The organism is Sphingomonas flavalba, assembly GCF_047553045.1.
GTDB lineage: Bacteria > Pseudomonadota > Alphaproteobacteria > Sphingomonadales > Sphingomonadaceae > Sphingomonas_L > Sphingomonas_L flavalba_A.
In genome coordinates this window covers 2,274,668-2,288,474 of the sequence record NZ_CP180208.1, presented here as the reverse complement: position 1 = coordinate 2,288,474, position 13,807 = coordinate 2,274,668, and the positions used below count along the sequence as shown (strand labels likewise).

The 13,807-nt window shown below is 65.1% G+C and carries 12 protein-coding genes; 9 read left to right on the top strand and 3 right to left on the bottom strand.

Annotated features, from left to right (window positions below; genetic code table 11):
- Nucleotides 1–24: 24 nt before the first annotated feature.
- On the top strand, nt 25–1,251 hold the full coding sequence (locus ACMT1E_RS10950; RefSeq protein ID WP_414900242.1) for a CaiB/BaiF CoA transferase family protein: 1,227 nt from the start codon (nt 25–27) through the stop codon (nt 1,249–1,251).
- 26 nt (nt 1,252–1,277) lie between these two features.
- On the opposite strand, the gene ACMT1E_RS10945 is transcribed toward ACMT1E_RS10950, so the two are convergent.
- Nucleotides 1,278–3,485: an acyl-CoA dehydrogenase gene (locus tag ACMT1E_RS10945; protein ID WP_414900240.1), complete on the bottom strand. Its 2,208-nt coding sequence runs from the start codon at nt 3,483–3,485 to the stop codon at nt 1,278–1,280.
- 199 nt (nt 3,486–3,684) lie between these two features.
- On the opposite strand from ACMT1E_RS10945, the gene ACMT1E_RS10940 reads away from it, so the two are divergent.
- Together ACMT1E_RS10940 and ACMT1E_RS10935 are read left to right on the top strand one after the other, a co-directional pair.
- Nucleotides 3,685–4,746, top strand: coding sequence for an ABC transporter substrate-binding protein (locus ACMT1E_RS10940; RefSeq protein WP_414900239.1), 1,062 nt, complete (start codon nt 3,685–3,687; stop codon nt 4,744–4,746).
- A 76-nt stretch (nt 4,747–4,822) separates the two neighbouring features.
- Entirely contained in the window at nt 4,823–5,968 is a 1,146-nt protein-coding gene (locus tag ACMT1E_RS10935; RefSeq protein WP_414900237.1) for an acyl-CoA dehydrogenase family protein, read from the top strand.
- 50 nt (nt 5,969–6,018) lie between these two features.
- Here ACMT1E_RS10935 and ACMT1E_RS10930 read toward each other — a convergent pair whose 3' ends face one another.
- On the bottom strand, nt 6,019–6,738 hold the full coding sequence (locus ACMT1E_RS10930) for a hypothetical protein (RefSeq protein ID WP_414900236.1): 720 nt from the start codon (nt 6,736–6,738) through the stop codon (nt 6,019–6,021).
- Nucleotides 6,739–6,891: 153 nt separating this feature from the next.
- Here ACMT1E_RS10930 and ACMT1E_RS10925 point away from each other — a divergent pair, with 153 nt between their 5' ends.
- Nucleotides 6,892–7,674, top strand: a complete 783-nt coding sequence (locus ACMT1E_RS10925; protein WP_414900235.1) for a FadR/GntR family transcriptional regulator — start codon at nt 6,892–6,894, stop codon at nt 7,672–7,674.
- Between the two features lie 24 nt (nt 7,675–7,698).
- On the opposite strand, the gene ACMT1E_RS10920 is transcribed toward ACMT1E_RS10925, so the two are convergent.
- Complete coding sequence (locus ACMT1E_RS10920) at nt 7,699–9,075, bottom strand: aromatic ring-hydroxylating oxygenase subunit alpha (protein ID WP_414900234.1); 1,377 nt, start codon at nt 9,073–9,075, stop codon at nt 7,699–7,701.
- Between the two features lie 196 nt (nt 9,076–9,271).
- Between ACMT1E_RS10920 and ACMT1E_RS10915 the strand changes: the two genes are divergently transcribed.
- From ACMT1E_RS10915 to ACMT1E_RS10895, 5 genes are read left to right on the top strand one after another with little or no spacing between them, the layout of a single operon-like run.
- A complete protein-coding gene (locus tag ACMT1E_RS10915; RefSeq protein WP_414900232.1) occupies nt 9,272–10,195 on the top strand; it encodes an enoyl-CoA hydratase/isomerase family protein in 924 nt (307 codons plus the stop codon).
- Nucleotides 10,195–10,659, top strand: a complete 465-nt coding sequence (locus ACMT1E_RS10910; protein ID WP_414900230.1) for a Zn-ribbon domain-containing OB-fold protein — start codon at nt 10,195–10,197, stop codon at nt 10,657–10,659. The genes ACMT1E_RS10915 and ACMT1E_RS10910 overlap by 1 nt, the downstream gene beginning before the upstream one ends.
- A complete protein-coding gene (locus ACMT1E_RS10905) occupies nt 10,652–11,815 on the top strand; it encodes a thiolase family protein (protein WP_414900228.1) in 1,164 nt (387 codons plus the stop codon). Before ACMT1E_RS10910 ends, ACMT1E_RS10905 begins: the two co-directional genes overlap by 8 nt.
- The gene (locus ACMT1E_RS10900) at nt 11,812–12,582 is read left to right on the top strand and encodes a DUF2889 domain-containing protein (protein WP_414900226.1); all 771 of its coding nucleotides are present in this window, start codon (nt 11,812–11,814) and stop codon (nt 12,580–12,582) included. Before ACMT1E_RS10905 ends, ACMT1E_RS10900 begins: the two co-directional genes overlap by 4 nt.
- Complete coding sequence (locus ACMT1E_RS10895) at nt 12,579–13,799, top strand: CaiB/BaiF CoA transferase family protein (protein WP_414900224.1); 1,221 nt, start codon at nt 12,579–12,581, stop codon at nt 13,797–13,799. The genes ACMT1E_RS10900 and ACMT1E_RS10895 overlap by 4 nt, the downstream gene beginning before the upstream one ends.
- The last annotated feature ends 8 nt before the right edge of the window (nt 13,800–13,807 follow it).

Below are 13,807 nucleotides of genomic sequence, written 5' to 3'. Positions count from 1 at the left end.
CGGCAAGCACACAAGGATCATGCAATGACCCAGGTCATGAAGGGCATCAGAGTGTTGGAGGTGGCGCAATTCACCTTCGTGCCGGCGGCGGGCGCGGTGCTCGCCGATTGGGGCGCCGATGTCATCAAGGTCGAACACCCGGTACGCGGCGACACGCAGCGGGGCTTTTTGAACCTGAGCGGCGTGCCGCTTAATCCGCTGCGCAATCCGATGATGGAGCATCCCAATCGCGGCAAGCGCAGTGTCGGTATCGATGTATCGACGCCGGAGGGGCAGGCGCTGCTGTACGAGATCGCCGCGACCGCCGATGTATTCCTGACCAACTATCTTCCTGCGGTGCGGCAAAAGAACAAGTTCGACGTCGAGCATATCCGCGCGGCGAACCCCAATATCATCTATGCGCGTGGTTCGGCGTTCGGCGACAAGGGGGATGAGCGTGAGGCGGGCGGCTTCGACAGCACGGCCTTTTGGACCAGAGGCGGGATTTCCACCGCGGTTTCGCCCCCGGAACTCGATGGCGTAATCAGTCAGCCGATCGGCGCGTTCGGCGATTCGATCGGCGGAATGTTCATTGCCGGCGGCATTTCCGCGGCGCTGTTTCATCGTGAGCGGACCGGCGAAGCGGTTGAGCTCGACGTCTCACTGCTCAGCACCTCCTGGTGGGCGTGCGGCCTCGGCATCAGCCAGGCGATCGAGACCGGGGTCTCGCCGCGCGCGCGGATGCCCAGCTCCGGCGCGGTGCCGGGCAACCCGTTTGTCGGCAATTTCAAAACATCCGACGGCGGGACCATCAACCTGTGCACGCTCACGCCCGACCCGTATATTCGCGACCTGTTCACGCATCTCGACCTTGCCCACCTTGCTGACGATCCGCGGTTTGCGAACGGCCGCGCGCTGATCGAAAACTGGCAGGCGGCGAGCGACCGGATTGCCGCGGCATTTGCGACGCGCGACTTTGCTTACTGGCGCGAGCATCTGAAAACCTATCGTGGACAATGGGCGCCGGCGCAGAGCTTCCTGGATTTCGCGCGCGATCAGCAGGCACTGGCGAACGATATGCTGGTCGAGGTCGATTCGATCGACGATGGCCCACCGATGAAGCTGGTCCGCAACCCCGTTCAGTTCAACCATGTGCCGGTTGCGACCGCCCGCGCGCCCCAGGCATCCGAACATACCGAGCTGTTTCTGATGGAACTGGGGCTTGAATGGGATCGCATCGAAAGCCTGAAGGCCGCCGGGGCGATCGCCTGAATCACGGTCCGCTAAGGGCTTGATTGTCAGGCCCGGGTGCGCGGCAGGCCCAATTGTCGTTCAGCGATCATGCTGCGATGGACCTCGCTGGTGCCGCCATAGATGGTCGTCGCCTGCGCATGCCGGTAGCATTGATTGATGAAGGCTGCCGCCCCGTCCGAAGCGGCCAGCGATTCGGGCGCGGCAAGATCGAGCAAGTCGCCGGAGTCCGCGACGAACTTTTCCGACGAGAACATCTTGGCGGCCGGGCCATAGGCGAGGTTCGGCCGCTTTTCGACGGCGGTCCACATCGCGCGGCAGGAGATGACATGGCCGATCGCGATATGGGCCGCGACCCGGGCCAGCCGGCGCGCGACCGCGGGGTCGGCGATCATCGACTGTCCGTTGCGCTCGGTTTCGCGGCAGAAGCGCTCTGCTTCGCGCAACAGATGCGCCTGCGTCTTCACGAAGCTGAACCCATGTTCCAGTTCGAGGCTCGCCGCCATGACCCGCAGACCGCCGCCGACTTCGCCCAAGCGATAGCTGTCGGGGATATGGACAGCGTCATAATAGGTGATGTTGGTCTGTTCGTCCTGAAAGGTGTGGACGGGCTGAATCTCGACGCCTTTTGCATTCAGCGGCACGATGAACATCGTCAGCCCCTTGTGCTTGGGGGCATCGAAATCGGTGCGCGCGAGCAGCAGAACATAGTCCGCGATCTCGGCGCCGCTGGTGAACATCTTCTGCCCGTCGATCCGCCAGCCATTGCCGTCGGGCGTGGCGCGCGTGACCGCGGCGAACACGTCGGAGCCGGATCCGGGCTCGCTGAACCCCAGGCTGCACACCGCTTCACCGGCCGCCACGCGCGCAAGCGCCTCGGCCTTTAGCTCGTCGCTGCCGAACCGCTGCATGATGAAGCCGACCATATTGGAGGTGCTGGCGGCGTGCGCCGACCATTCATGCTCTTCCCACACCGCCGCGATGGCGGCGACGGCATAGGGATCGGCGGAACGCCCGCCATGCTCCGGCGGCCAGGCCGGGAACAGCAGTCTCGCTTCGGCCAGCTTGCGATGGATGCCGGCGTCGTGCCCGGCATAGGAATAATGCGCCCTGGCCTTGAGTTCCGGCGTCAAATTCGCCCGGAAGAAAGCATCAACCTCTCCCGCCAGTGCGCGTGCCTTCTCGCCAAGGTCGAAATCGACGCAGGGCGTGCCAACCTCCGGCAAGGCCGGATGCTCGTCGCCATAGAGCCGGCGCCCGGCTTCCCAAAGCAGTTGATCGGAATCGCCCAGCATCAGCGGGATGCCGCGGGCGCGCACCACATACAGGTGGATGTCATATTCCAGCGTCAGCCCATAGCCGCCATAGGTGTGCAGCGCGCGCTCGGCCGCCTTGCTCGCGGTACGTGCGAGCCACCACAGCGCCAGAGAGACGTGCGCGTCCGCGCCCGGCTTGCCTTCGGCGATGTCGCAGATGGTCTTCCAGACCATGTATTTGCCGCCATCGGCATCGACGATCAGGTCGGCGAGGGGATGCGAGATCGCCTGATAGGTGCCGATGAGCTGCCCGAACGCCTTGCGTTCCGACGCATAGCCTGCGGCCATCTGGATCGCTTCGCGCGCTAGCCCGGCAAGCGCCGCCGCCGTCAGCAGCTTCCACTCCTCGACGGCCGCTTCGAACAGGGCGACGGCATCCGGCCCACTGCCGATCAGGGTGCGTTCGTTACCGTCCAGCGCTATCCTGGCAAGCGGCGCGGAAGCAAGGTTGGGGCCGGTGCTGCGGCCCTCCGGGCTTGGCCGGACGAGAAGAACCCGGTCGCCCTCGCGCGCGATGACCGCGTCCGCTACCGCGCCGCCAGCAACCCATTGGGCAGGCTGCGTGCCCGCATCGTGCAGCGCGATCGTCGCGATCCGGCTGCCCGCCGCGATCTGCTGCGCCAACGCGTTCGCCTCCCCTCCGCCCAGGAGGGCAAGCAGCCTGGCCGCGACAATCGCTTCGGCGATCGGACCGGACGCCAGCCGCCGGCCGGCTTCCTCCATCAGCAGCGTGACATCGATCAGGCCGAGGCCCAGGCCGCCGTTGTCGGCGGGGATGCGCATGGCGAAGGCGCCCAATTCGGCAAGACCGGCCCATAGTTCCGGGTCGAAGCCGGACGGAAGCGCCGCACGCACGCGCAGGGTGCTGCTGTGCTCTTGCAGAAATTTCGCGAACGTCTCCGCGATCATGGTCTGGTCTTCGCCGGGTTGCAGGTTCATCGTCGTCCATCCGTTGCGGTCGGCGCCGCGTTGATAGGGTGATTGTCTGATGGCGCGGAAGCTTCTTCCCGGCCATTGCAGGCTATACATCTACCTCATTGCATCTCTCGTGCCGTTCAAGCTATGCTGGTGTCAAGGCGGTTAAGCGGCGCGGCGGTGGGGGCGCCCGTTGCGCCGGCCGTCGTCGGGAGTGCAATATATGAGCAAGGCCTGTGTCGTCGGCTTCCTCGCCGATATCTCGATGGGCGACCGCATGACGCAGTACCGGCGGATCGCGGAAATGGCATTCGCGCATGCCCGCCAGGCCGGTGTTCTGGACGGGGAAGTCGCGATCGTCATGCGCGAGGTCGAAGGCCTGCCCAAGGGCAGCGGCGATGCGGTGGTGGCAGCCTATCGGCAACTGGTGAACGAAGGTGCCGTGGCGGTAATCGGCCCCTTCGTGACCGACAATTGCACATATCTCAAGCCGACGGTTGACGCGTGCCGGGTGCCGACCATCGCATGGTGCGGGGCGTCGTCCTGGCTGGGCGAATGGACGTTTTCGCTGCCCAACGGCTCGCTGCTCGACGAGGGGCCGCTGCTGGCATTGTACGCGCTGCGAAAGGGATGGACCCGGATCGCGGTGCTTCGCGACGCATCGGAGATCGGCGAAACCTATTATCGCCATTTCGCGCAGGCGGCGAAACGCTATGGGCTTGAGATCGTGTCGGAACAGGCTGTGGCGCCGCTGGCCACCGACCTGCGGGCGGAAGTCGCCCTAGCCCGGGCTGGCGCGCCCGATGTGCTGATCTATCTTGGCTATGGCATGGCGATCCAGTGCGTGAACGCGGCGCTCGACGGCTGGCAGGTGCCGAAATTGTGCAGTACCGCGTTCGTATTCGCCTATCGGCCGGAATATCTGGCGGGGTTCGAGGGGTGGTCGGGCCTCGACCAGATGGATCCCGCCAATCCGTATCGCCAGCGGTTCCTCGACCGCTGTGAAGCTGACCTGGGCTGGCGGCCGCCGTTCATGACGGCGACGCTGATGTACGATTCGGCAAGCGTTCTGGCGGAGGCGATCGGCATGGCGCCGGCGTTGACCCCGGTCGGGGTACTGGCTGGCCTGGAGTCGGTCCGGCTGCTGCCCGCGGCAAGCGGCGGCGCGAATACCACGATCAGCTTCGGGCCTTATTCGAGAAAGGGCTGGGAAGGTTCGCGCTACCTTGTGCTCAACAAGGTGGAGGGCGGGCGCATCATGTTCGAAAGCTATCTGGACCCCTGATCGGAAAACTTGACCAGCGTGCGCGCCGCGCTAAAGAGGTATATCTTTTAAATCATGCGGGCCACGTGAGCATGGCATGGATCTGAGCTTCACCGCCGAGTATGAGGGGTTCCGGCAGGACGTGCGGGCGTTCCTGCAGGCGCGCTGGATTGACCGGGCTGATCGCGACGTGCGCGCGTTTCGGGCCGAGGCGATCGGGCGCGGTTATCTTTATCGGGCATTTCCCAAGCGGTACGGCGGCGGGGAGCGCCCCGCGGATGTCATCGAGAACACCGTGATCGTCGAAGAGTTCGCGCGCGCGCGCGCGCCGGGCGAGGTCAAGGGCATGGGCACGCAAATGCTGGCCCCGACGTTGCTGGACCGTGGCGAGGAATGGCAGAAGGAGCGGTTCATCGCGCCGACGCTGGCGGGGGAGATAAGCTGGTGCCAGGGGTATAGCGAACCCGGCGCGGGAAGCGACCTCGCCTCGCTGCGGACGCGCGGCGACCTGATCGATGGCGAATGGGTGATTGAGGGGCAGAAGGTCTGGACATCGTTCGCCAAGACCGCCGATTACATGTTCGCGCTGGTGCGCACGGAACCGGATGCGCCAAAGCACGAGGGGCTGTCCTATCTGCTCATCGATATGAAGCAGCCGGGGATCGACATTCGCCCGCTCAAGCAGATTACCGGCGAGCAAGAGTTCAACGAGGTCTTTCTCTCGGGCGTGCGGACCCCGGCCGACTGGATCGTCGGTCAGCGGGGGCAGGGCTGGGAGGTGTCGCGGACATTGCTCAGGCACGAACGCAACATGCTGGGCGGATCGGAACGGCTGGCGAAGCTGCTGGACAGTCTGGTGAAGCTGGCGCGACGCCGGACCCGAAACGGCGCCCCCGCGATCCGTGACCCGATGGTGCGCGACCGGCTTGCCGCGCTGTCCGCGAAGGCGGAAGTGCAGAAACTTTCAGCCTATACCCAGCTGACCCGTGAGTTGAAGGGCGTGCGCGATCCGATGCTGCCGTTGCTCAATAAGCTTGCCGTGTCCGAATTCGCGGGGGAAGTCGCCGCGCTGGCGATGGAGATCATCGAGTCGGACGCGCTGATGATGCCGGGCGAGGACCGTCGCGGAGACGAGAAGTGGACGATGCAGTATATGAACTCGCTGGCCGCCGGAATCGCTGGCGGCACGTCGAACATTCAGCGCAATATTATCGCCGAGCGCGGCCTGGGCCTGCCGCGCTGACTGCCTCCGTGTCGCCCCGGCGGGGCATGGCAAGGCCGGGGCGGCGGCTTTCATCCGTCTGATGGCTGAAATGGCCCCTGCACGGATTTGAAGATGTGCACCGTGCGCGCGATCGAGGCGGCGGTGGATCGGGGGCCCCAGGCCACGCCGGAAGGGCTGCGTCCGAACGCGCGGCCTCTGAACTCCTCGAGTGAGGCGTCCATGTCATCGGTCTGAATGCCGGCCAGAATGAGCTGATCGCCAGGGCAGTAATTATAGGGCGGCACTTGCGTCGGGCTCAGCCGGCCGCGCTTCATCGCGACATAACCCGGCGAACTCGTGACCTCGACGCTGTGCTGTTCATCGTACCAGCGGTGATACTCCGCCTCGCGGCCCGGCGTGAAATTGGCCAGCAGCATCATCATGTGCGTGAACGGTGCCGCCTTGAAGGCCGGCCCCGTCTTCCAGTCGCTGTACATGTCGTAGCTGAAGATCCGCTCCGTGCCGTCCTGTTCGATCAGCCCGGCGTCGCGCAAATCGGCCAGCGGCGGCGCGAGCGCCGGCACATCGATGGCCGGGCGCGGCGACTGAAACTCATAGATGGTGACATAGCGCCAGGGCTGCGCGATTTCCCGCAGGAGCTGGTCGGCGCTGCAGGCGAAGCGCTGCACCTGCCGCAGGCCCGGCACGCCAGCGAGGGCGCGGAGATGGTCGCCGATAAAGGCGTCGGCAAGTGCCTCGTCTTTGCCGGCGGCGGCGTTGTGGAGGTGAATCGTGACTTGCCCGGCCATCCTGTCTGCTCCCGTGGTGCTTCACTAAATTCATATACCTTTTTGACGTGCGGCCAATTCGTTTCGTGCCGATTGCAGGCGGGGCCGACGAAATTTTGAATAATCGGCCTGTTCCCCCCCGCGCTTCGCGTCCACCCTTCGTGCCGAGCACGGATGATTGATGTGATAGAACAAGCGCACACCCTATCCCCACCCAAAGCGGCGAGCCGGATCGCCCATTCGATCCGCAGCGATATCGCCAACGGCCGGCTGAAGACCGGAGACCGGCTGCCGCCTGAACGCGCTCTGATGGAACAGTTCAAGGTGTCGAGGCCGACGCTGCGCGAAGCCATGCGACTGCTCGAGACCGAATCGCTGATCGAGATCGCCCGCGGGCAGGCGGGGGGCGCGCGGGTTCGCGCGCTCGACATCGCGGTGACCGCCCGGCAAGTCGGCATCTTCCTGCAAATCGAAGGAACGACGCTGGCCGACGTGTGGCAGGCGCGAACGATGCTGGAGCCGCCGGCCGCGGGTCTGGTCGCGACCCGGCGGCCGAAAGCCGTTCTCGCCACATTGCGGGCCAGCGTCGCCGCCAGCGAGGAGGCGCTGCTGCGGCGCGATGCGGCGGCCTATGCCCTGTCCGTTTCGCAGTTTTCGGAAGGCTTGCTCAGCGGCATCGAGAACAAGACGCTGACCCTGCTGTGCCGTTTGCTGCGCGACATCGTGCGGCGACAGCTCCGCGACGTGGTCGCGCGCAGCTTCGAAGTGCCGGGCATCGAAAAGATGCTGCGTTTGAACGGGCGCGGAAGGGAACGCGCGATCGACCTGATCGCCGCCGGCGATGTCGAGGCGACCGAACGCTTCTGGCGCCTGCATCTGGCCGGCTCTGCCAGCGCGTTTGTCAGCGTCGGCCGGGCCGACATGCCGATCGATATGACCGGAGAAGACGGCACGTAGCGCGAACGATGCCAGTAGCCGCTATCACCCCGGGGACGACGTATCCCCGTTGAAATAACGGCTCAGCATCTTGTGGAAGTGGGCGATCTGGACTTCCTGTACGGGGTTGAGCTGAGGGCCGAGGAAACCGCGCGATTTGCGGCCGAGGTTGACCGCTTGCATATTGTCGAAATCTTCTTCGAGAAACGGATTGCGGCCACGGAATGCGTCGAACCCGTCTGAAACATGGCGGGTGACGGCCGGCTCGGTTCCCGGCGCGTACCGGGCAAAGCTCCAGATGTCGAAGATGCAGCTTTCCGGATCGTGGCCATTGGGCCGAACCCGGTACCACAAGGCGCTGTCCGCGGTCGGCAGCATGATCGTGTTGGGGAAGATGTGCCAGTCGGTGCCGGCGCGGTCGATCGCGGCCTGGTCGAGCCGTTCGGGCCATTTGATCCCGCGCTTGGCAAATTCCTCTTTGTGCAGTTCCATCAGCCGCGGCAACAGGCGCTCGGGAGGAAAGTCGGCGCCGGCTTCTTCCTTCAAACGTTCGGCTGCCTTCATGAGCGGCTCGGCGGTCAGCGCCGCAAGATTGTCGAAAACGTGACGATTGTAGCACCAGATCGCCTCGGCCGGCGTCGACGGCGTCATCCACTCGCCGGTATGCCGGTCCTGAAACCGAAGCGGCTTGCTGGTGGATGCCACACGATTGCGCTGGTTGAAGAACATCGCGTGCCGGCCATGGACGACGCCGCGCGAATGGCCGGGCGGAATACGCCAGCCGCCAACATGTGTGGCGCTGACATGGTAATTCTCGTTGAACGCCTCGATCACGACCTTCCAGTTGACCGGCGCGATGATCGTTTCGTGCCAGGCCATGCGGCCGTCTTCCCATTCGAACGGGTCCAGCACGGGCTTCACCGCGTCGAGATACGCGTGAAGCGGCTCGCAGTCGGGGTCCTGGTTGATCCAGACCCATCCGCCCCATAGCTCGGCGCGAACCTCCTTGAGAGACAGCGCTTCGTGCTTGAGCGGGCAGCCCTCCCAGTCATGTTCGTCGTGAACATATTCGATCGCGCCATCGAGCTGGTAACGCCAGCCGTGAAACGGGCAGTACCAGCGGCTGACATGCCCCGATTCCGCCATCTGCAGCCGACGGCCGCGGTGCTGGCATGCATTGTAGAAAGCCTGAATCCGATCCGGCGCAGTGCGCGTCACCAGGATCGATTCGTCGAATATCTGATAATTTACGAAATCGCCGACTTTCGGGATTTGTTCGACCCGACACGCCATCTGCCAAACTTTGGGCCAGAGGCGCGTCTTCTCGAGGTCGAGCACGTCGCGTGAGCCATAGTCAAAATTCGGCGACAGTTCGAGGGCGGTGCCCGCTTGCTCAACCGAATCGCCATTTTGCAATTTCATGCTCCACTCTCCCGTCGGACGTCACGGCTGGGACGTGACGCATCCCGCCGGACTGCAATCGTTCCGCGCCGCGTGAAGGATGACAGGCGACGTGCCGCCACTGGACATCCCACGCCGTCGCGCGTAATTCAGATACCTCATTTATGGCCAATGTGCGACGGCAACAAGTGCGGAAGTGTTCCGTTCGGCGACAGGAATGCATGCCGCGCTCAGGGAACGGAGATTCTGCGTTGATTATGGGTTCGGAATCGCGCCGATCGATTATGGTGCCTGCGGGGGCAGGCGCGGCCCGCCCGGCAGCGGGGGGTGGAGACGTCATATGAGCGAGCCAGCAGTGATCCGGACCGAGAGCGAGGGGATTCTCGAACTCGTGCTCAACCGGCCCGACAAGCTGAATGCGCTCAATGGCGAGACTCTTTCCGCGATCGGAGCGGCGATCGAGGATTTGCGACAGAACGATATGCTGCGCGTGATGCTCATCCGCGCCAACGGGCGTTATTTCTCGGCGGGCGCCGACCTTTCGGAATTTGGCGGCAGCACGCCGCAGGCGGGCGGAAGCAAGGCGCGCGACTGGTTTCGCCGCGGGATGGGCGGCATGCAGGCGATGTGGCAGGAACTCGAACTGGTCGAGAAGCCGGTGGTTGTCGCTCATCATGCGACCTGTGTGGGCGGGGGGCTGGAATTGTCGCTGTCGTGCGACTTCCGCCTCGCGGCGCGAAGCGCGCGCTATCATTTTCCTGAGATGAAGATGGCGATGCTGCCGGCTTCCGGCGGGATCAGCCGGCTCACGCGGCTATGCGGGCCGCACTGGGCGAAGTGGATGCTGATGGCGAACGAAAAGGTGGACGCGGAACGGGCGCTGGCGATGGGCCTGGTTCATCACATCTATCCCGACGAAAGTTTCGAGTCCGATGTGCGCGATTTCTGCCGCAGGCTTGCCGCGCAACCGCCAGAGGCGATGGCGATGGCCAAGCTGTCGATCGAACTGGCGGCTGATCTGGAATCCGCCAGCGCGCGCCAGTTGGAACGGCTGGTGCTTTCGAATCTGGTCGAGGGGCAGGAATCGAAAGACATGATGGCGCGACACAAGGCACGACTGTTCGGTGGCGGGCCTGGCTGATGGCCGAAACCCTGTCTGGCCCCGCGGTCGACAATGGCGTTGGGCACGTCGGCATCGCGCCGCGCAAACTGCCCCGGCTTGATCGTGACAATCGCTTTTTCTGGACGAGCGGTGCGGACGGCCGGTTGCGCTTCCTGCGTTGCGACCAGTGCGCGCAGTTCGTTCATCCGCCGCGCCCGATCTGTCCGGCATGCCTCGGCGAGGCGCTGACCCCGGCCGTCGTGGCCGGTACGGGGGTCATCGATACATTCACGATCAACCGCCAGAAATGGCGCCCGGATACGGTCGTGCCGTGCGTGATCGCGCGTATCGCGATCGACGGTGCGCCCGGCGTCGTGCTGACGAGCAATGTCGTCGATGTAGATCCCCAGGCGGTGACGATCGGCGCGGCGGTCGAGGTGGTTTTCATACCCCAGGAAGATGTCTACCTGCCGATGTTCCGGATGCGGGGCGGGCATGGCTGAAAATAGCGGGTTTCTCACCGGCATCGGGCAGTCGCAGACCGGGGTTCGGCTGGGCCGTCACCCCTTGCTGCTGACGCTCGACGCAATCCGCGAGGCGCTCGATGATGCCGGGCTGACCATCGCCGATATCGACGGCATATCGACCTATCCCGGGCGACTGGCGGCGCCGCCCGGCTTTTCGCCGGTCGGATCGGAGGATTTGATTGACGCGCTGCGGATGAAGGTCCGCTGGTATGCCGGTGGAATGGAGACCTCGTCGCAGCTGGGCGCGTTGGTCGCGGCGGGGGCGGCGGTCACCGGAGGGTTGGCGCGGCACGTGCTTTGTTTCCGCACGGTCTACGAATCGACCGGGCTGTCTCAGCCCGACGAATATCCGGCCGGTACGCATGATCGGGTCGACGGCCGTGCGCAATGGACGGCGCCGTTCGACGCGCTGTCGCCGGCCAACTGGGTCGCGCAATATGCGATGCGCCACGTCCATCGTTTCGGGTTGAAGCGCGAGCAGCTGGCGCAAATCGCCATCAACGCGCATGCCAATGCGCTGTGCAACCCGCGCGCCGCGATCGCCGCGCCGTTGACGTTGGACGCCTATCTGGAAAGCCGGATGATTTCCGACCCGTTATGCCTCTACGATTGCGATCGCTACACCGATGCATCGACCGTGCTGATCGTGTCGGCGGGGGATGCTCTTGGCGAGGTCAGGTGTCGTCCGGTTCGTATCGCCGCGTCTTCCTATGTTTCCGACCGCCATAGTTGGGACCAGTCCGATTGGATGGCGGCGTATGCGACCGGCGCCGACCTGTGGAAACGGACCGACTATCGGCCACACGATGTCGATACCGTCCAGCTTTACGACGGTTTCAGCTTCCTCGTGTTGACCTGGCTCGAAGGGCTGGGTTTCTGCGCGCGTGGCGAGGGCGGTCCGTTCGTCGAGGGCGGGACGCGGATCGCGCGCGATGGGGATCTCCCGCTCAATACCTTTGGCGGCCAGCTTGGCGCCGGGCGCCTGCACGGCTTCGGTTTCGCGCACGAAGCGGTGGTCCAGTTGCGCGGTCTCGGAGGCGCGCGGCAGATCGCCGGCGACCCTAAGGTGGCGATCGCCACCTCCGGCGGCGGCCCGCTGGCCACGGCACTGTTGCTGACGAGCGAGCTATGAGCGGCGATCGAGGGGCGGCACCCGGCTTTCGACGGCGCATCCTCGTCCTGCCGGCGCGAGGGCAGGTGACGGCTGAGCTTGAAGACGATTATCACCGCATGACGGTTACGTTGTCGCATGCTGAAGGCATTGTCGTGTCGGTCGCGGCGGAGATGCAGCGCTGGCCGTGGACGACCTGTCCCGGCGCCGTCGCGCAGCTTTCACGGACCTTTGTCGGGCGCGCGTTGTCGGCGGTCGCCGGTGCGGGAAAGAAGAACCGCAACTGCACGCATCTCTACGACCTGACTCTGCTTGCCGCGCGGCATGCCGCGGACGTTGGGCATGCGGCATATGACGTGACGGTGCTTGATCCGGTCGACGGTGTCGCGCAGGCGACGCTTCGTCTCAACGGTCGCGAACTGCTGCGCTGGTCGTTGGCGCGAGACCTGTTCGTCGATGCCGCTATGCAGGGCCGGCGGCTGGGCGAACTGCGCGACTGGATCGCAACGCTGGATTCGGGCACGGCGGAGGCGGCGCGCATCCTGCGCTGGGCGACGATGATGTCGCGCGGCCGCCGGATCGAGATTCCGGAACGTGCGTCCGATTCCAAACTGCGTAGCGGCGTATGTTACACCTTCCAGCCGGATGTCGCGCGCCACGCACTGCATACGATCGGAACGATCGTCGGCTTCGCCGAGCTGGGAACGGAGCCGTTGCCGCATCGCGCGGCGCATTTCGGGCCGCATGACATGCGGGGCGTCTTGGCCGAAGGGGGGCCGCCGGCATGAGCGGCGATGCGCAAGCGGAAGGGGGGCAGACGCCGCGCCCGGTGCTTGACGGTGTCCGCGTGCTCGATTTCGGGAAATATGTCGCCGGGCCTTATTGCGCGGCCATCCTGGCCGATTTCGGCGCCGAAGTGATCCGGATCGAGCGGCCCGGTGGCGGCGACGACCGTACCGTCGTGCCGGTGACCGCCAATGGCGAAGGCGCGTTGTTCGCGCAGATGAACCGCAACAAGGCGTCGATGTGTCTTGACCAGCGCCAGGCGGACGCAACGGAGGTCGTCCGGCGGCTGGTCGGGACGGCCGATGTGGTGATCGCCAATGTTCCTGAACCGATGCTGGTTGAACTGGGGCTGGATTATGCCACGCTGAGCGCGATCAAGCCCGATATCATTCTGGTCAATGCCAGTTCTTTCGGGGCTGAGGGACCGTGGGCCGGGCGTGGCGGCTTCGACAGCGTAGGGCAGGCGATGTGCGGCTCGACCTATTTGAGCGGCGACGAGGCGCGGCATTACCGCACGCCGATTACCTGGGTCGACCACGCCACTGCGCTATATGCGGCAATCGGGGTGATGATGGCGCTGCTCGAACGCCGCGAAAGCGGCCGTGGGCAGCAGGTCGGCGCCAGCCTGCTGGGGTCGGCGCTGTCGTTTTCCGCGACATATCTGATCGAAGAGGCGATGATCGGGATCGGCCGTAAGGCGATCGGCAATCGCAGTTTCGTCAATGGCCCGACCGATTTGTTCGCATGCCGCGACGGTGAAATCGTGACGCAGGTGGTCGGCGACGGCCTGTTCCGGCGATGGACCCGCCTGATCGGTGAACCGCACTGGCTGGATGATCCGCGCTTCGCGACGGATGCGTCGCGCGGAGAACATGGCGCCATCCTCTCTGAACGCATGGCGGCGTGGTGTGCCGAACGCGACTGCGCCGGGGCGCTGGAGGCTCTGGCGCGTGCCGGAATCCCCGCCGGCCCCGTATTGTCGCCATCGGCCGCGCTGACCCACCCGCAGGTCGCGGCCAGCGGACTGATAGAGCCGGTCGCGCTGGAAGGCGGCGCGCCGTCGATGCCGCTCGTCAACCTGCCGGTCAGATTGAGCCGTACGCCAAGCCGGATCGTATCGCCGCCCCCGGCGTCGGGCGCGGACAGCGTTCGCATCCTGACCTCGCTCGGCTTTACAGCTGCGCAAGTCCGCGACCTCGCCGGCCGCGGCGTCATCTGATCCGCTGG